Source organism: Streptomyces sp. NPDC054961 (genome assembly GCF_053609145.1).
This window is the reverse complement of sequence record NZ_JBSGWY010000001.1, coordinates 229699-249122: the sequence shown is the minus strand read 5'-3', so window position 1 is coordinate 249122 and position 19424 is coordinate 229699. Positions and strand designations below refer to the sequence as shown.

The window sequence follows — 19424 nt, the reverse complement described above, 5'->3', positions numbered from 1 at the left end:
GCCCCTGCGGCGCGCGCGCGCGCGGGCGGGGGGCGGGCGCCGCCGCGGGCGCGCGCGCGGCGGCGGCCGCGGGGGGGGGGGCCGCCCCCCCGCGCGCGCCCCCCCCCCCCCCCCCCGCCGGTGAGGCGATCGGTCCGGCGGCGGCCAGGCCGGCCACGGTGAGGGCGGCGGCGAGCAGCGCGGCAGCGGGGGCGCGCCGCCGCCGCGGGCTCCTGCGGATGCTGATGAGTCTCATGGGGCGGCTCCTCGTGCGGTCCGGATCACGGACACACCTTTTGGCATGCACCGGGCAACATAGCGCTCCGAGGGCCCCGAATGAAGGAAGTTGCTCGAAATGGCTTGTCATCGAGCAGCTTTGAGCATGCATTGCGCATGAGTCAGCAGGTGGCGTCGACGATCTCCTCCATGAGAGCCGGGGCCAGGGCCGGATTCGCCGCCGCGTGCGGGGCGAGCTCCTCGTCGTCCAAGAGCTCCGCGATCCGGATCGCGGGCAGGTTCGGGTGCCGGGCCAGGGCGGCCCGGACGGCCGGATCCGGATCGCGGGTGAGCCGGTCGACGAGCTCCGGAGCCGCTTCGGGATCCCGGGCCGCGAGGGCCCGTACGGCCGGGTCCTCGTGCTCGGCGTGGGCGGCCAGGCCCGTGGTCGGGAAGAGCGGACGGGTGAGCAGGTCGGCGCGGTCGTCGCCGGTGTACTCCAGGAAGCAGCGCAGCAGGAAGGCGGCGGACGCGTCGGGATGGTTCTGCGCGAGGGTGACCCGTACGCCCTGGTCCGCATCGGCGGCGAGCAGCGCGACGAGGTCCGGCGGCAGGTGGTGGTCACCAGCCGCGCGGCGGCGCAGCAGGGGGTGCCCGGAGAGGGCGTACCGGCGGACGGCGGCGGGGTCCGCCGGCGTGGACGGGGCGGGGAAGAATCCGAACGAGCCGCCCTCGGGAACCGCGTAGTCGATCGCCGCCCGCTCGGACTCGGTGAGCGCGGGGTGCACGGACAGGGCGAGCCGGACCTGGGGATCGGGGTCGGCGGCCAGCGCCGCGCGCTCGGCGGGACCGAGGTCGGAGCGGCCGGCGACCCACTCGCGGACCTTCGGGTCGGGATCGCCGGCCAGCAGGACCACCGTGGCGGGCGGCAGGCTGGAATTGAACGCGATCATGGCCCTGTCCTCCTTGCCCACCGGTGAGGTGAGGACGGAGTCGATGACGGCGGGGCTCAGGGGGCAGTTCATCAACAGGTGGGTGCGCGCGTGGCACGAATGGTCCGGCAGCTCCTGTTCCACCCAGCTCGGGTCCTCGTGCCGGGCGTGCCGGGAGGCGCTCTCGCGCACCCGCGGGTCGGGATCGGCCAGCAGCGCGGCCCGGACATCGGCCGCCAGCACGGACCACGAGCCCACCCCCACCCGGCGGATCTTCGCCTCGGGGTGGGTCGGCATGCGGTCGCGGAGCCCGGGGGACGTCTGCCGGGAGAGGCTCCACAGGAGGTCGTTCTCGTACGTGGTGAGCATGTGGACGACGGTCTCGTCGGGCAGTGGCCGGGGCCATGGCACCAGGCGGGCGGCGGGCCCCTCGGCGAGGTGGCCCCGCACCAGGTACTCGGGGTCGTCCACCAGCCGGGCCCGCTGCGCGGGATCGGCGTGCGGACTGGAGGCGAAGACGGCGCGCGCCCGCCGGTCGGGGTGGGACACCACCGCGTCGACGACCGGTTCCGGCAGGTCCCGGTCGCCGCACAGCGCCATCCGCGCGGCCGGCGGGCCGTCGGCGAGGATCCGCAGCAGGAGGCGTTCCGGCGCCGCCGGATTCACCGCCAGGCCTGCCAGCCGCCGCTCCGCCGGAGTCGCTTCGTTCCAGATCTTCTCGCGCATCCACATCCGGCCGAGGCTACGGCAGGTGGCGCGCGGCTCCTCAGCCGAAGCGGACCGGGAGGTACTTGACGCCGTTGATGAAGTCCGAGCGGAGCCGTCGGACCTCGCCGGTGAGGGCGACATCGGGGTGGTGGCGCAGGAGTTCGCGGACGAGCGCCTTGATCTGGACGCGGGCGAGGCCCGCGCCGAGGCAGAAGTGGGGGCCTCCCCCACCGAAGGTGACGTGGTCGTTCGGGGTCCGGCGGATGTCGAAGGCGAAGGGGTCGGCGAAGACCTCCTCGTCACGGTTGGCGGAGGTGTAGTACGTGACCACCTTCTGGCCCTCGGCGACGGGGCGGCCGCGCAGCACGGTGTCGCGCGTCGCGGTGCGGCGGAAGTTGTGGATCGAGCCGCCCCAGCGCAGGAACTCCTCCGTCGCCGAGTTCCACAGGGATTCGTCCTCGGGGGCCGCGGCCAGTTCGGCGCGCGCCGCCGGGTGCTCGATCAGGGCCAGCAGGGTGGCGGAGAGCAGGTTGCGGGTGGTCTCGTTGCCCGCGACGCACAGCAGCACGAAGAACATGTTGATCTCGTCCTCCGTCATCCGCTCCCCGCCTACCTCGGCGTGGACCAGCGCCGAGAGGATGTCCTCGCGGGGGCGGGCCCGCCGTTCCTCGGCCAGCGCGTCGCAGTAGGCGTAGATCTCGGCGGCCGCGAGGTCGCTGTCGTGCTTGCCCGCCGAGAGCTCCGGGTCCTGGCTCCCGGCCATCCGGTTGCTCCAGTCGAAGATCAGCCGCTCGTCCCCCTCCGGTACGCCGACCATCTCGCAGATCGTCTGGATGGGCAGCCAGGCGGCCACCTCGGCGACGAAGTCCATGTCCCGGCCCGGGCTGACCGCGCTCGCCACCAGGGAGACGGCCCGCTCCTGGATCCGGGCCGCGAGCCGCCGCACGACCCGGGGCGTGAAGCCCGCGCTGACCAGGGAGCGGTAGCGGGAGTGGCGCGGCGCGTCCATGCCCAGGAGGACCAGGCGCAGGGTCTCCAGGGACTCGGGGTTCTGATCGCGGATCATGAACGAGCCGAGTTCGGTGGACCAGAGTTCCGGGTCGCGGCTGACGGCCTTGACGTCGGCATGGCGGGTGACCGCGTAGAAGCCGTCGTGGCCGCCCGGCACCTCGTGCCAGTGCACGGGGTCCTCGCGGCGCAGCCGGGTGAACTGCGCGTGCGGGACCTCGCGGGCCCAGGTGTCCTCGAGGAGGTCGATCTCGCCGGTGGGCAGCACAGGGGGTTCCCTTCGTCCGGGTGGGCAGAGAGGTGGGGCGTCGGAGGCGTGCGGGCTACGCGGGTGTGCGGCGCGAGGCAGGTGTACGGCGCCACGCGGAAGTGCGGCGCGAGGCGGGTGTACGGCGCTACGCGGATGTGCGGCGCGAGGCGGGCATGCGGGGCGAGGCGGGTGTACGGCGCTACGCAGAAGTGCGGCGCGGGGCGGGTGTACAGCGCTACGCGGATGTGCGGCGCGAGGCGGGCATCGCGGGGGCCGGGCTCGGGCCCGGCTCAGCCCGGCCGGCCGAGCCCGAGGAGGGCGCCGAGGGCGTCCACGACGAGGCTGTCGGGGATGCCCCGCGGGTCGAGGCGGTGTTGCAGGGCGAGCCCGAGGAGGACGCCGAGGACCAGGGCGCCGGTCTCCTCGGGCGGTCGGCCGAGCGGCGTGCCAGTGGCCTCGGCCCAGTCGGAGAGCCCCTCCCCCAGCTGCGCGCGGATCTCGGCGTAACGCTGCGCGAGCCGGCTGCCGATGAGGGGGCCGCGAGCGGCGTGCAGCCACAGCTCGGTCTCCAGCAGGAGCCAGGAATCGCCGCGTTCGGGATGGTGGCGGGTGAGGCCGCCCCACATCGCGGAGAAGTGCACGGCGGGATCGTCGGGGTCGCCCGCCTCGATCTCGGCGGCCAGCTCCTCGGCGATCCGCTCCTTCCAGACCTCCAACAGCGCGAGGAGGAGGCCCTCCTTGCCGCCGAAGTGGCTGTAGAGCGCGCCCGTGGTGCGCCCTGCGGCGTCCGCGACGGCCTCGGCGGAGACGGCGTGGAACCCCTTGCGGGCGAAGAGCTCGGCGGCCGCCTCGATGAGGCGGGAGCGGGTCTCGGACTTGCGCTGCGCCTGGGGGGTGCGGGGCGCTGGAGCGGTACGGGGCGCCTGCGGCGTGCCGTGTGGCGTCGGCGTGCGGTCGGGTGCCACCGGGCCTCCGGAGTCGAAGTTATATCGGCCTGCCGATATAACGTGCGCCCTGAACTGACGGACTGTCAATCTCCTTGCACCGGTTCGCGCGGGGCGCCCGCCCGTCCACCTCCCACATGCCCCGCCGTTTGCCTGTTTCATACCCTCGGCGGCGAACCACGCCTTCAGTACGTGCTCTTCACCGAGGGCCGCCTGTCCGGCCGCCTCGGACCAGAGCACGGGAGCTGTACACGATGAACCACGGAACGCGCCGCGGGATCTGAGCCCGCGACGAACGTGTGGCATGGAGACGGTCGTCTCGCGTACTTTCGTCTGCCCGGTAGCCGGTGCGGGCCTGACGGCTCATCCCGAACCTGCGCCGACCAGCCCTGCACACCTGGTCATCACAGCCTCAGACACTCAGCGCGACATGGCGTGGCCCCTGTCGATCACGACGTACCGGGCGTTGCTGATCGTTGCAGCCTGACCCCCGCAGACCGCGAGAAGAGCCCCGGCGCGTTCGACGGCCAGTGGCTGGAGCTACCCCCCCCCCCGTTACCTTTTTCGTGGCTCCGCAATGGGGCCTCCGGCCTTCGGGTCCGGCATGACTTCCCCTCCTTGATGCAGTCCATGATCCGGGGGGTGGTGTCACCGGGCCCGGAGGCATCGACGGACCGCTGATGAGGGGCTTGAGCACCGGTCTCACCCGGACCGGCAGAGCTCTCCGTAACGTGGGTGTGGCAGCTCGATGCCGAGGCAAGGCCGGACGAAAACGTGATGGAGGGGCCTGCACGTGATCGACACCAGCACCATCGACGTCTTCCTCGGCGTGGACGTCGGCAAGGGCGAACACCACACCACCGCCGTCATGGCCGCCGGGAAGAAGGCCTTCGACAAACGGCTGCCCAACACCGAGCCCAAGCTCCGCGCGAAGTTGCAGGCCAAGCACGGAACGGTGCTGGTCGTGGTCGACCAGCCGGCCTCGATCGGGGCCCTGCCCCTGGCCGTTGCGAGGGACATGGGCTGCCCGGTCGCCTATCTGCCGGGGCTGACGATGCGGCGGATCGCCGATCTCTACCCGGGCGAGGCCAAGACCGATGCGAAGGACGCGTTCATCATCGCGGACGCGTCCCGGACGATGCCTCACACACTGCGGGCCATCGACGGCCAAGACGAGACGATCGCCGAACTGGAGATGATCGTCGGCTTCGACGACGACCTGGCCGGCGAGGCCACCAGGGTCGCGAACCGGCTCCACGGCCTGCTGACCCAGATCCATCCGTCGCTGGAACGCGTGTTGGGGCCGCGGTTGCAGCACCCGGCCGTCCTGACCCTGCTGGAACGGTTCGGGTCACAGCTCAGATCCGCAAAGCCGGACGGCGCTGCCTGATCACTCTTCGAAGGTCCTGACGTCCATCCGGGAGTCGGAGTCGGGACCGGAGCCCGCATCCTGATCGAGGTCGGCGACGGCAGCAGCACCTTCCCCACCGCCGGCCACCTCGCCGCCTATGCGGGCCTCGCCCCCGCCACCCGCAGCTCAGGCTCCTCAATCCGCGGCGAACAGCCCTCCCGCAGGGGAAACAGCAGCTCAAACGGGCCTTCTTCCTCGCTGCGTTCGCCTCCCTGGCCGACCCGGCCTCCCGGACCTACTACGACAAGAAGATCGCCCAAGGGAAGCACCACACACAGGCCTTGCTCTGCCTCGCCAGGCGCCGAGCCGACGTCCTCTTCGCAATGCTCCGCGACGGAACCTTCTACGAGTCGCGGCCAGCCACAGCTGCCTGACCCTCAGCAGCCTCGCCGCATGCAGGGCAGTCACGCTCGTCGACCGAGTCGATCACGACTGGATGGCCACAAAAGTCGCACGGACGCATGCCCTCGCCTGCCGACTCACGAACAGGCCCTTCATCACTCATGACAGCCACACTGCCACCCGAGCACCTTGACCAAAGACATAGGGGCACCCCCCGCTCAGGCAGGGAGGCGGCGGTCTCCTCGAGCTCCGTGACCTCTTCACGAGGGTTGCGGGGGATTCCGGAGAGCCCGAAGCAACACGGCCAGGACTGGCCCTGCATGGGGCAACCCAGATAGCCGCTGGCGCTGCATACCTTGCCGCTCATGATCTTTCGATCAGTCAGCGGCGATGCGGCAGGCGCTGTAGAGGCCGGTGATGGCGCCGATGACCCCTGCGAAGCCGCTGTCGTCCCCAGCAGTGAGGCAGACGCCGACGCAGATGGCGAGGACGGCAATCAGCACGACGGTGTCGCGATGTCCATACCGGTCCGCTTCCGAGGGCCTGGCCGGTTCCGTGGGTGTTGGCACGTCTCCAGGAGTGCGGCCGCCGGGGCGGGTTCCAGCGATCTGTACGGTCCCGCACGACCCCGGACAGCGCCGGTCGTCGTGGAGGTGAATCCACCCTGACCTCGAACGACGTCAAGCCTTCAGCGACATTCGGAAGATTCCGTGTGCGTACGGCGTCAGGCCCTTCAGCGCTGCTCGTCGGATGAAGGCGGGAAGGGCGACGGCGCGCGCGGCTCGTTGAGGGACGGGCTCCCCCTCGCCGGATCGCAGCGACCAAACGCGGGCACCCACCACGCAGTCGCGTGGCGGGTGCCCCCCGATATATGCCGCAGCCGAGACCACGGCGCCTCAGCTTGCAACTTATGCTATTCCGGTCCGCAGATACGACGGGGCCGGCGACTCACCGCGATCAGGCGGACGCCCTCTGCGTCAGCCGAGTACTTCATCAGGTCCTCGCCGAGGACACGTCGACCGTCATCCTTGAACCGTCCCGCTTATCGACTGCAACTTGGCGATATATGCCGCGTAGATCGCTATCAGAAATTGGTACGACCAGACCCGACATTCCCGGTCGGGCCGATATATCTCATCCCAATTCCAAGACATCTCTGGAGTCGAAGGGAGAATGCGTGGGACGCAAGTCCGTGGTTTCGCGCCCGAGATAGCGCAACAGATCATCCAGTTGATCTTGAGTCGCTTCAAATCGGATCCAGAGCTCTACACCTAAACCGCTGCCGTATTTCCAGTGGTCGACAGACTGAACACCTTCCGAAACCCTAAGCCCGTAGCATCCTAGATCGCCCGAACTGGGGCGGCCCTGAAATTGCTCATACCTACGGCTTTGCGCCTGGGATGGAAGGCTAGGCGCCATTGGTCCCGCACCAGGCCTCTCAGCTTGGCCACAGCCGGCGAGCATCACACAGGCGAGGAGCGGAAGTAGAATCGATCTGACCTTTTTAGACCGAACCATTAAGGCATCCCTACCATGTGTGAACTTCCATACACATCGAAATCTCGAGCCAGCCCGAAAGTATTCAAGTGTGCGCCAGATTGAGTGAAACGGAGAACCATTGGACCCTCTGGATCCTTACGACCCCGGGCCTCCCCCAGCATATCTATTTCTTATTCCCAGGTTGCAGGAGGCCACTCGTCCGTTCACCTCGACCTTATGTCGGAAACCAATAGCTGGGGCGTAGCGCCGGTCCTAGGTAGGCATGCGAAGCTCCCGGCAAATACCGACAATCTCAGTCGAGAGCCCGTCCGCCAGGAGCTTCACCGTTCCGTACGGCCGACAACCTCCAACAGTTGAACCGGCGTCAGCAGGTTAAGGCGGCTCTGTATTGAATATTGAATAGGGTGGCCGTCCCCCGTTGTACCTGATGGCTGCCTACCCGTCAGTCTGACCGTGCGGTCGAGCGCAAGTACTGCACGTCGCTGTCACTGTCGAGGAAGCCCTTGCCCGCGCGCTCTTCAGGGAAGACCACGAGGTAGACCTTGCACGACTTGCCCGAGCCAGGAGTGTGGAAGTCAAACCTAACCCCCGGACTCTCGTCGGGTACGGTGTCGAACTCCCAGGTAGCCGAGCCGCTGTAGGTCTGGGAGGCCGATCCGGTCGACTGGCCGCAACTTGTCTCGGACACTCTTACCCGTTCCAGCCCCGCGGAGCCGTCCGCTCGGACCGTGAGGCGCTCACCGCCCGCAGCTGACCAGGTGCCTTCCACGTCAGCAACCTTCAGAGACCTTCGGTGCTCACCTTCGGACGTAAAGACGACTGTCAGCAACACCGCAAAGCCCCCCCCTATGCACGCCAGCAACCATGCGAATCCCCGCAAGCGCATCCTCGCACCTTCTTTCTGTCGACTGCAATTTGACCTTCAGTTTTCCTCAAAGAAGTCCCTACTGGCATACCCCCCCGATCTTACGTACGCAAGAGACTCGGAAATGATTCTGGCCTTGAAATATGGAAGTCCGGCCTGGAATTGGGCAGAGGTTGCCCCGTCTAGTATTTTATTTCCTATTTCCCTGCCCTTCGAATTGTTGTAGAGGTCTGACATATGGTCCGTCCACTGGCCGTCTTGTAGATACGCCTCGTGCGCATCAGCCCATGCGATGGCCCGGTCTTCGCCGAGTTCCAATGTCAGCCTGGCCTGCCACAATGTGTGACGGTAGGCGTTCGTATTCAGTCCGGTGCGTTTATATTCGGCATCGGATAGGCGCTCGGCCCACTCCTGTATACTTTTGGCCCGCAAGCATTCGACGGGGTTGTTTGTACACATGGCCCGTTCCGCAAGGTTCGGCTTGTGCAGTGAATCCCCGTCCGCATCAGCTCCGTCTCCTGGAATCCAGTGCAGCGGCCAGGTCTGCCGCTGACGATACTCGCCTTCCAGGTACCAGGTCTCGTCCGTGATGGCCTGTTCGAGGGACCGTCCTGAGGGATGACCCTTTGAGGCTCGACAGTCGGGGTCGTTGCCGCACTGGCTCCCAGTAATTTTGCTCTGGGGGCCTCCACCCCTGTAGCCCGCGCTTCCGTCGGGTGCTTTACCGCCGGGGGTGACGGGATTGCTGGGGGAGCTGCCGTCGGGCTTTTCGCTGTGACCGGTGCCGTCGTCCAGTTTGAGGCCGGTGGGGTCACAATTGGTGAGGGGGCTGTTGTTGGCGTATTGGTAGGCGTTGTGCTGGCGGGGGTCGTCGACCACGATGAGCGGGTCGACGGAGAGGAAGCGGCCTGCGATCGGATCGTACTCGCGGGCGCCGAGGTGTGTGAGGCCGGTGGTTTTGTCCTGGGTGCCTCCGACGAAGCCGTGTTCGCCGGGCCATGCGGTGGGTACGGTGCCGCGGTCTTCGCCGAAGGGCTTGGTGGTGCGGCGCTGGACGGTGAGGGTGGTGGCGTCGATGGTAGTGGTGCCGGTGTTGTGGTGGTCGGCGGCTATGTAGGCGAGTTTGCCGTCGGAGGTCCGGACGATTGTGGTATCGCCGGGTGTTGCGTAGTAGCGGGTGCCGGTGACCTTGTCGGTGGCGGTGTCGCGGGTGAGCTCGGTGGAGCCGACGTACAGGGTGGTCTTGCCCGGGTCCTTGCGGGCGAGTCGGTTGCCGGCCGCGTCGTAGAGGTAGGTGGAGGTTCCCGCGCTGGTCGTGGCCGAGGCGAGTTTGCCTTCGGGGGTCCAGGTCAGGGTCTGGGTGGTTCCAGCTGCGTCGGGGCGGGTGAGGGTGTTGCCGGTGGTGTCGTAGGTGAGGTCCTTGGAGACGGCTGCTGCGGTGCCGGTCTTCTGGGATGTGGACGTAGGGGTGTGCGGGCGCGCGGTTCCCGGCGCGGGGTAGGTGTTGGTGGTGATGGCGGTCTTGGCCGCGTCGCCTGCGGGGTCGTGTTCGGTCAGGGTTTTGCGGTTGCCGGTGACGTCGTAGGTGAACGACTGCCAGTACGGCGCGGTGCCGCCGATCTTCCCGTTCTGAGGTGTGGCGTTGGTGCAGCCTCCGATCCCGGGGACGCTCGGGCCGGGCTGGGTAGTGGTGGTGCCGGTGTCGGTCCAGGCTTCGGTCAGACGACGTTGGTGGTCGTAGGTGAAGCACTGGGTGGCGCGTGCTGCGCCCTGGATGCTGGTGACGGAGGTGACGTCGCCTGCGGGGTTGTAGGTGTAGCTGGTGGTGTCGACCGGGGTGGTCTGGTCCTGCTTGCTGAGCTCGGTGCTCAGCAGCCGGCCGGTGGCCGGGTCCTGGATGTTGGTGACGACGACCTGCTTCGGGTCGTCTCCGAAGGTTGTGCGCTGGACTTGGCCGAGTTCGTCGTAGTCGGTCCAGTTGACGTAGTCGGTGGTGTTCGAGCCGTAGGCGACCGGAAGGCCGTTGATGTTGCGGCCGGTGGTGAGGGTTTCGGCGGGCAGGCCACCTGCCGCGGGCACGGCGGCGCTCTTCTCCGCCCCGGTGATCGCGTTGTATGAAGCGGAGGTGGTGTAGGTGCCGGTGAGGGCTCCCTCACCGGCGGGCACGGTCAGCTTGCTGCCGGTGGGCCGGTAGCCGATGTCGTAGCCGGTCACTTCCTGGCGCCAGGCTTTGCCGTCCAGCCAACTGGTGGAAGCGGTGGGCTGGCCGGGCAAGATGGTGTCGTATTCGTAGGTGGCCAGTTTGGTGCCGTCGACCGTGTTCAGGTTGCGGGAGATCGGCCGGCCGAGGACGTCGTAGCTGGTGAAGATCACGTTTGCGCGAGCGTCCGTTGTGGAGGTGGGACGGTCGGCTGCGTCGTACGAGGTCGTCGAAGTGCCCTTGTCCGGGTCCACTGCCTTGATCTGACGGCTTTGCAGGTCGTAGCCGTAGGTCCAGACGTTGCCTGCCTGGTCCGTGATCTGCTTCAGCGTGCCGTCGGTGTTGTAGCCGTAGAGGGTGGTGTCGAATGCCCCCGTAGGGGTGCCGCCCTTGTACTGGCGCTGCTCGATCTTGCGTCCACGAGCGTCGGTGATGTCGCTGGAGGCGGTGCCGCCTATCGGCGGGGTGGCATCGATGCGGTCGGCGCCCGGGTAGGCGGTGGCGGTGCGCCACTGCTCGATCGCCTTGGAGTAAAGGATCTTTACCACAGGGCGGCCGAGGCCGTCGTACTGGGTGTTGTTCTGGGCGGGCAGCATGTTCTCGTCGGCGATGAAACGGGTCTTCACCGGGTCGGAGTCCATGTTGACGTACGTCTCGGTGGTTCTGAAAGGCCGGCCGCGGCTGTCGTAGGCGGTATCGCTGATCAACCGTGCGCCCACAGCTCCGTTCTGCGGAACGGACTGGGCCTGGACCTGCTGCCCCATCGCGTCGAGGATGCTGATGGAGGTGGCGTACGACTGGTCAGCTCGGAGCGTCTGAGTGGTGATCGAGCTCGTGCCGGTCTGGGTGAGGTCGTAGGCGAACAGCTTGCTGGCGGTCTTGTCGCGTGCTCGTCCGGGCAGCCATACGGCGGTGGTGCGCCCGAAGGCATCGTAGGCGATCTCGGTGGTGCGGTTGTTCTGGTCGACCGTCTTGACCGGCTGCCCGCGCAACGGGTTGAGGGTGGTGGAGGTGGTCCAGTTCTTGGCGTTGGTGACCTTGAGGGTCGTCGGACGGGACGGTGCAGCCGGCGTGTACTCCGTGGTGGTCGTCGCCCCTACCGCGTCGCTGGTACTGGTGAGGCGACCGTAGGCGTCATAGCCGGCGGTCGACTTGGAGACGTACTTGGCCTGGCCGGCTTCGAAGCGGTCCAGTTTCTGTGTGCTGGTGGGCTGTCCGGGGCCGGTGAGGGTACCGAAGGGCTGGTTGTCGTAGTGCGTGCGGTCGCTGGAGAGGGTGTTCGTCTCGGTCGCGGTCACGCCACAGGCGGCCTGGGTCCGGATGGTCTGGGAGACTCGGTCGAGGATCCAGGTGGCGGTGTTGCGGGCGTAGGTGGTCGTGGTGCAGATGTCGGGCAGGCCGTCGGCCTGGTCCAGGACCGAGTCCTGCATTCCGTAGGTCGTGTCGTACCCGAAGGTCTTCGAGGTGGCTCGCCAGGTCTTGTCCGCGAGGAGCTTCTTCTCCTTGGCCGATGCCGTGCCTTGCATCTGGGCGGTGAGTGCGGGTAGCTCGGTGCCGCGACTGTGGGTGGCAGTGGCCTTCGGGGTCCAGGGGTCGGACTGGGAGACGGTGACGAGTTCGCCGCCGTCGGAGGCGAAGGTCTGCAGTTCACGCACGGAGCCGGCCAGCGGGTTGCTGTCCTTGATCGTGTTTCCGGCGATGCCGGTGAACGTGACGGAACGCTTGGTCTTGTCGGCCTTGGTGTCGCCATCCATACCGCGCAGATAGAACGTGGCGGTTTTGGAGATCACGTCCGGGGCGGTTCCGGCGCGGGTAATGACCTGTTCGTAGCCGCGAAACTGGTTCCAGGTCCGGTACTTGATCTCGGTCAGCTCCTCGTCGTCGCGGTGCCAGGCCGCAGGGCCGACGTATTCGTAGCGGACCTCCTGGGGGCGTGAGCCTCCGACTGGGTCTGCTTCCGTGACGCGGGTAACGACGTACTTGTGGAACCAGTCCAGCGTCGGGTCCTCCGGGCTCTTCGGGTCGCGGTTCCAGTACACCGGGAAGCAGCGCTTGGCGTTGGAGTCCTGTGCGGAGGGCATGCCCGTGCCGGGCGTGCAGTCCGCGTCGGCGTACCCGATGTCGGTGGTCTTGCCCGTCTCGGACGTGATCTTAACGATGCGGTTCCGGTTCATGGCAGGCCTGTTGTCGCCGCCGGAGTCGACCCGGTTGTTCCGCAGGCTCCCGGTGAAGAGAACCGGCGGCGTGTCCAGCTTCGCCGCGCCGTCATAGCCCGTGTGGACGAGTGAGTCCAGCCACAGAGCCGGAGCCGTCTGGTCCTTCGGGTCGGGGAACTGGTGCGTGAGCGCGTAGGAGTCGAGGTTGTCGTAGCCCCCAATGCTGTTCAGGACCTGCGTAGTGATCTTGGTGAGCCGCTTGGTGGACCAGAAAGTAGCAGAGTAGTTTTCGCAGGTGCCGCTCGCCGCGCAGTTCTGGTCGAACGGGACATCGGGCCACTTGGTGGCGTTGGCAGCGGTCAGTTTGGCGGGCGCGCAGTCGAAGGCGGCATTCTCCGGCAGGCAGCGCTCGTCGACACTGAAGAGAACCTGGGCGGTCGGTTTGACGGTGTCGGCATCTGTCAGTTTCGAGCCGTAGGTGATCTTCTCAAGGGTTCCGCCGCGGATGTACGGGGTGAGTGTCCCCGTCGGGTTCACGGCCGAAGCGCCGCGCTTGTAGAAGTTGGTCTCGGAGGCATAGGAGTAGGTCATGACGCCGCCGAGGGGGTCGACGACGAAGTCGAGGTTCCAGCGCCAGGCCTGCTGGCACCAGGACGCGTCGAACGTCGGCTTGTTGCACTCCTCACCCGCATTGTTCCCGTAGACGGGCGTAGTCCAGGCGGAGTTGGTGGCCGGGACGGTGGAGCTGCCCGGCTTGCGACCGGCACCGAAGTAGTACTGGGTACCGTCGGTGGTGGTCACCTTCCAGTACTCGCCGTTGTTGTCACCGTTCGTCGCGCCGGTCAGCCGCTCGACCTTCGAGGCGTCATCGCCCTCCAGCCGCCAGATCCCGGTCGCGTCGTCCTTCACCAGGGCCGAGGACTTGCCGCCCAACGAGAACGTGGCGTTCTCCCCGGACAGGCATTGGTCCCCCGATCCGGCCTGTCCGTCCTTGGCACACGGCTTGAAGCTACGTTCGACGAAACCGGGCGAGTAGTCCCAGCCCTCGCCGATCCACGACGCCTGGTTGTTCGTCGCGGCGGTACGGCCGTCTACGGCCTGCGAGCTGTAGGACAGCGAAATGCTCGGCTTCGAGCCGCCGAGACCTTCGGGTACCGCGATCGGGTACGACCAGGAGAAGCCACCGGTGTTGGATCCGCTGCTCCACGTGCCCGAGGGCGCCAGGCTGGTCGCTGCGTAGGTACCGGCCTGCCCGCCAGGAGCGGCTGCAACGCCCAAGACCGCGGCACCGCCCGTTCCTACGGCTGCGTCCGAGACACTACTCAGCCGCGCTCCGCTGCTCGCAGCGAGGGGTACCTCGGCGCTGAGAAGACCAGGACGGTCTCCGTCCTTGGAGGTGGCAAGCGGGGTCTGCGTACGGCACTCCGGGCGCTCGGGTGTGATCAGCGCGCACTCGGGCAGCGCGACCAGCTGCGCACGGGAGAACCAATCCCCGCTGAACGAGCCCGCGATGTGCGAGATGTCCACGGACACCTTGACCGGACCGCCCTCGGACACACCCTCAGCAGGGCGGACTGAGACCAGCATCCCCTGCACGCCGGCCCTTTCGGCCGCCGCTCGGTCCGTGAGCTGCACAGCTGCCTTGCCGCCGCGCGGCGCGCCCTTGCCGGAGGAGGGAGCCACCCAGATCGGCGCACCGCCGGCACGGCTCGGATCGGCAACGGGCGCAGCCGGGCCCCCGGGGCGTCCGGGAGCGGTGAAGAGCGAGCCGTTCGCCGGAACGGGCGCGGTGGCGCTCAGGTCCACCTCTGCCTTTGCGGCCGGCGGCCAGTAGATGTCGCTGGGAGTCCAGGCAGTTGCCTTCTCTCGTTCTGGGCTGGATTTGGACTTCGGGGCGCTCTTGCCGCGCACTGACTCGGTCTTGTGCAGCGCGCTGGGTGACCAGCGTCGTGAGTCCTTGGGCGTCCAGTCAGACGCCTGGGCGGCGCCTGCCCCCATAACCAGTGACAGCACAACAGCGGAGGCGACGAATATACGGCGTTTCGCCGCAGATCGCCTCCTCTCCCAACTTAGTTCTGGTGGTGCCTGCACGGCATTCCCCCCACGGTAGCCGGATGACCAATTGGCGACGGATCTTAACTCGTTCACAGTACGCAACACGCAGATTAATCCAGACAAGCCAACCACCGTAGACCAGCCAAATTTCGAAGCGTGACCAACAGTTGATCATTCACGTCCGCGATAAAGCGGCCGCCGCGCTTTGACATAACGCAATTTTCCGGCAATTCTCCCGGAACATTTCATTCCATATTCAAGGGTTCGTGAAGCGTCTACTCAGGGAGCTGTTAGCGTTCGCGCCCAGTTGACAGCACAACCGCATTGGGGATTTTGCCGTGGGGGGCACACAAAGAAGCGAACGACGGGCCAGTCGGCCTGTCGCACTGGCTGGGCTGGTAGCGCTGGCCCTGTCGGTTACAGCCATCGGAGCCGCACCGGGCGCCTGGGCGGCACCGGCAGTGGACACGTCGTCTGCGCCTGCCGCGCAGACGCCGCCGCAGCGGCCGACGACCGAGCGGGAGCGGGCGGAGGACGCCGCGCTCGCGGAGGCTAAGCGCACCGGGAAGCCCGTGCCCGTGCCGGCGGCGACGACCGAGACCGACACGGTGGTGGCCAATCCGAACGGCACCCTGGGGCTTTCCCGCAGTGCCGCCCCCGTGCGCACCCGGCAGGGCGGCAACTGGGCGGACCTGGACGCCACCCTGGTAAAGGCGACCGACGGCACACTCCGCCCTAGGGCCTCGGTGAGCACTCTGACCCTGTCCGGCGGCGGTACCGCACCGCTGGCGACCCTGGACCAGGACGGCAAGCAGCTGGTGCTGAGCTGGCCGGAGCCGCTGCCCGTGCCGGTGCTGGAGGGGGCCAGCGCCGTCTACCGCGAGGTCGTCCCGGGAACCGACCTCAAGGTCACAGCCTACGAGGGCGGCGGGATCTCGCAGGTCCTCGTCGTCAAGTCCGCCGAGGCCGCGAAGAATCCGAAGCTCGTCGAGCTGACGACAGGGCTCGAGGGCAAGGGTGTCACCGTCTCCGCCGACGGGCACGGCAACCTGAGGGCCGACGATGCCTCGGGCCGCACCGTCTTCCAGGCGCCGGCCCCGACCATGTGGGACTCCACCGTCCCCGTCCAGGCCCCGCTCGCCAAGCGGTCCGGTACCTCCCCGTTCTCGCAGACGGTCACGAAGACGGAGGATGCACCCTCAGGCTCCGGAGACGAGAACGGGCCGAAGGCGGCTTCGGACAGCGAGGGCCCGGGTGATTTCGCCAAGACCACGCGGCTCCAGGCCGACCTCGGCAAGGACAGCATCGTCCTGACCCCGGACCAGGCCTTCCTGAAGGACCCCGCCACCGCCTACCCGGTGTTCATCGACCCGGCCTGGACGCCCACCAACCGCGGCACCCAGCACTGGGCCTGGGTCCAGCAGGGGTACCCCACAGAGACCCACTTCGACGACTACGGGGACAGCTACGACCCCGGGGTCGGCTACCAGCGCTGGCGCACGAAGAAGGGCGTGGAGCGCTACTACATCCAGCTCGACACCAGCGACCTGCGCGACAAGACCATCAAGAAGGCGTCGTTCTTCGCCACCCAGTCCTACGCCGCCGACAACAACTGCGGCAACACGTACAACGTGGACCTGCACTCCACCGAGCCGCTCCTGTCAAACATCACCTGGGGCACCCAGCCCCGCGACTGGGAGGTCCTGCGCACGGCCTCCCTCAACAGCGCGGGCGGCGCCGGCTGCCCCGGCTCAACCACACGCGGCGAGTGGGATGTACGCGACCACCTCGCCGCCAACGAATGGCGCGGCAGCATCACCTACGCCCTGTTCGCCTCCAACGAGTCCGAGTCCAGCAACGGCTTCAAGCGGTTCACGCGCGACAAGAACAACCTGCCGTTCCTGTACATCGAGTACAACCGGCCGCCCTACGACCCGTGGGAGCTGGGTATGTTCCCGGCGCCGAAGAACCCGAACGGCAACGGCTGCGGCTGGGTCGGTGCCACCAGCTACGCCGGCCTCAGTATCGGTGCATGGATCGGCGACCCGGACGGCCAGACCAACGATGCCATCTTCGATGTCGTCGACACCGCCGGCGGTGCCGTGGCCTACAGCAGCGGCTGGATCGGGGCCGCCTCCGGCACCCACTGGGTCTCAGCCCTGCCCACCAACCTCGCGGACGGCCACACCTACTCGTGGCGAGTGCGTGGCGGTGACGGCGAGGTGATGTCGGCCAACTTCTCCACCGGGTGCACTTTCACCATGGACACGCAGCCGCCGTCCATCCCGGTCGTCACCTCCACCGAATACCCGCCGTCCGGCACCCTGCCCGGATCCGCCAAGTACAGCGGCCAACCGGGAACCTTCACCATGAAGGCCGCCGACTCCCTCAGCGGTCTTCTGTCCTACGAATGGTCCTTCAACTCCACCATCCCCGTCGGCGGCGCCAACACCATCGACGCGGCGGCCGACGGCACGGCCACCATCCCGCTGACACCCATGACCTGGGGCACCAACATCCTGCGTGTGCAGTCCGTGGACCGCGCCGGTAACCGATCCCAGCAGCAGACGTACACCTTCTACGTCCCCGACAATCCGAACGCCAAGACGACCCTCGGCGACATCACCGGTGACGAGCGAGTCGACTTCATCGCACCCGCAGACAACGGCGACCTCATCGTCTACCCGACCGCCACGGACCCCGCCGCCAGCGGCATCCTCGCCGCCACCAAGGCCAACAGTCCCGGCGGTAAGGGCTGGGGCGCCGGCACGCTGACCACCCACCGCGGCGGCAACGGCATCAGGGTCGACGACCTGTGGACCTGGCGCGACGGACAACTGAGCGTCTACCGCAACACCAAGACCTCGGGCGGCGCCTACTTCAACACGAGCAAATCCGAGGGCGTGGAGCGCCCCGCGGCCACGGGCTGCAAGGTCGCCGCCACCAGCCAGCCCTGTGGGGCCGAATACGCCGAAGCCTGGACCAGGGTCGAGCAGATCCTCGCGGTGGGTGACGTACTGCCCGAAACCGGTGTCACCACACAGCGCAACGACCTGCTTACCGTCGAAAGCAACGGCGCGGGCGGCTCCCAGCTCATTCTGTTCCAGGGCCAGCCCACGACGGGCCAGCTCCTCGACCCGGGCGTCATCGTGCTCAGCCCCTCCGGCTGGGAAAACCTCACCCTCATCGCTCCCGGTGACGCCACCGGCGACGGCCTGGCCGACCTGTGGGCCCGCGACAACAAGACCGGCGACCTCTACCAGTACGCCAACGCCGCCGGGAACCCGGCCGCTCTCGGCGACCACACCAAGCGCACGAAAATCTCTACCGGCCTCTTCAACACCACGCATCCGGTGATCGGATCCTCCGGCGACACCAGCGCCGACGGCATCCCCGACCTGTGGGCCCTCGACAACCAGCACCGCCTGCGCACCTGGAACGGCGTCCTCACCAGCAACACGGTCACCGGCTTCAGCGCCGCCAAGACCATGGGCGACGCACGGATTTCCACAGCCCACTGGAAGCTGAACGAAGACTCTGGCACCACCGCCGCCGACCTGCGTTCCCGCAACAACGCCACGCTCAGCGTCACCGGCACCCTCCGGGTCGACGACACCGTCGCAGGCACCCCCACCAAGGTCCTCGACCTCAACGGCACAACCGGCACGGTCACCGCCGCCGGCCCCGCGGTCGACACCACCCACAGCTTCACCATCTCCACCTGGGCCAAATCCCAGGAAAGGGGCGTCCTTCTCAGCCAGGACGGCCAGCACGCCAGCGGCTTCATGCTCTGGCACGATCAGGACGGCACCTGGCATTTCGGAATGTCCAAGAAGGACGACGACGGCTGGGACTACGACGAGACCGCTGTCTGGAATGACGCGGCGAAGGTCCGCATCAACGAGTGGACCCAGCTCACCGCCACCTATGACGAGATCACCGGCCTGATCGCCCTCTACGTCAACGGCACCCTCGCCGGCACCGGCCACCACCCCAAAGCCAATACCTGGAACGCCACAGGCCCTCTGGTCGTAGGCCGCTACAAGACAGCAAGTCAGCCCTCATCCTTCTTCCAGGGCCGAGTCAGCAACGTCTCCGTCTACAACCACTCCACCGTGCCCTCGGCCACCGCGACCAAGCTGGTATCGGCCCTGAGCAGCGGCAAGTGCGCTGATGACAGCGCCGCGAGCACAACGGACGGAGCCCACATCCAGGTCTGGGACTGCGACAGCAACGGCACCGCCCAACAGTTCGAGATCCGGGAAAACGGCGAACTGCGTGTACTCGGCAAATGTGTGGACGCCATGGCAAACAGCACGGCAAACGGCACCCCCATCCAGCTCTGGACCTGCAAGGAATCGACCGGCCAGCAGTGGCTCCCCACCGCAGCCAACGGCTTCTACAACCCCGCCTCCGGCCGCTGCCTCGACGTCCCCAACGGCCGGATCGACAACGGCGCCCAACTCCAGCTCGCCAACTGCAACAACTCCAACGCACAACGCTGGCTCACCCCCGGGCTCGCCAACCCCCTCGGAGCCAACAGCTGATCCTGCCTAGGAGTTGTCCCGTAATTACTGATCACCGATGAGATGATCTTGGTGTCGCTGCTGTGATCACGGCGTCGGGGCCGTCCTGGATAGGCCCGTTCACCGGGCTGGGCCCGCGCCTGATCTGGAAGTTGGTGAGCGTGCTGCGGCGTGAGGGTGCGGATGCGGTTCGCAGGGGCCGACCGTGCAGCTGTCCCCCGGGCCGGCCGCCCCCCCCCCCCCCCCCCCCGCGGCCCCCCCCGCCCCCCCCCCCCCCCCCCCCCCCCCCCGCGGGGGGGGGGGGGCCCGCCCCCCGGGCTCGAACACCACCA

Annotated in this window: 8 protein-coding genes and 2 pseudogenes; 3 read left to right on the top strand and 7 right to left on the bottom strand. The window is 67.8% G+C overall.

Features of this window, described 5'->3' with window-relative positions; translation table 11 throughout:
- From ACWF9Z_RS01055 to ACWF9Z_RS01040, 4 genes are all read right to left on the bottom strand, one after another.
- The coding region (locus ACWF9Z_RS01055; RefSeq protein WP_453596108.1) for a hypothetical protein at positions 1-235 on the bottom strand (235 nt) is incomplete at its 3' end.
- Between the two features lie 142 nt (positions 236-377).
- The gene (locus tag ACWF9Z_RS01050; RefSeq protein ID WP_453596106.1) at positions 378-1853 is read right to left on the bottom strand and encodes a hypothetical protein; all 1476 of its coding nucleotides are present in this window, start codon (positions 1851-1853) and stop codon (positions 378-380) included.
- A gap of 40 nt (positions 1854-1893) precedes the next feature.
- Positions 1894-3111, bottom strand: a complete 1218-nt coding sequence (locus ACWF9Z_RS01045) for a cytochrome P450 (protein WP_453596104.1) — start codon at positions 3109-3111, stop codon at positions 1894-1896.
- Positions 3112-3383: 272 nt separating this feature from the next.
- Positions 3384-4058 (bottom strand): TetR/AcrR family transcriptional regulator, encoded by a 675-nt coding sequence (locus ACWF9Z_RS01040; RefSeq protein WP_453596102.1) that lies wholly within the window; start codon positions 4056-4058, stop codon positions 3384-3386.
- Positions 4059-4830: 772 nt separating this feature from the next.
- On the opposite strand from ACWF9Z_RS01040, the pseudogene ACWF9Z_RS01035 reads away from it, so the two are divergent.
- Positions 4831-5822 (top strand): annotated as a pseudogene (locus ACWF9Z_RS01035) (IS110 family transposase).
- A gap of 345 nt (positions 5823-6167) precedes the next feature.
- On the opposite strand, the gene ACWF9Z_RS01030 reads toward ACWF9Z_RS01035, so the two are convergent.
- The 3 genes from ACWF9Z_RS01030 to ACWF9Z_RS01020 all read right to left on the bottom strand — a co-directional run bounded on the left by ACWF9Z_RS01030 (position 6168) and on the right by ACWF9Z_RS01020 (position 14422).
- Entirely contained in the window at positions 6168-6293 is a 126-nt protein-coding gene (locus tag ACWF9Z_RS01030; RefSeq protein WP_453596100.1) for a hypothetical protein, read from the bottom strand.
- Positions 6294-7732: 1439 nt separating this feature from the next.
- Entirely contained in the window at positions 7733-7978 is a 246-nt protein-coding gene (locus tag ACWF9Z_RS01025) for a hypothetical protein (RefSeq protein WP_453596098.1), read from the bottom strand.
- Positions 7979-8212: 234 nt separating this feature from the next.
- A complete protein-coding gene (locus tag ACWF9Z_RS01020; protein ID WP_453596096.1) occupies positions 8213-14422 on the bottom strand; it encodes an RHS repeat-associated core domain-containing protein in 6210 nt (2069 codons plus the stop codon).
- Positions 14423-15027: 605 nt separating this feature from the next.
- On the opposite strand from ACWF9Z_RS01020, the gene ACWF9Z_RS01015 reads away from it, so the two are divergent.
- On the top strand, positions 15028-19113 hold the full coding sequence (locus tag ACWF9Z_RS01015) for a ricin-type beta-trefoil lectin domain protein (RefSeq protein WP_453596094.1): 4086 nt from the start codon (positions 15028-15030) through the stop codon (positions 19111-19113).
- A gap of 62 nt (positions 19114-19175) precedes the next feature.
- A pseudogene (locus tag ACWF9Z_RS01010) lies at positions 19176-19310 on the top strand (IS5/IS1182 family transposase); the annotation flags it as partial.
- Positions 19311-19424 lie beyond the last annotated feature (114 nt).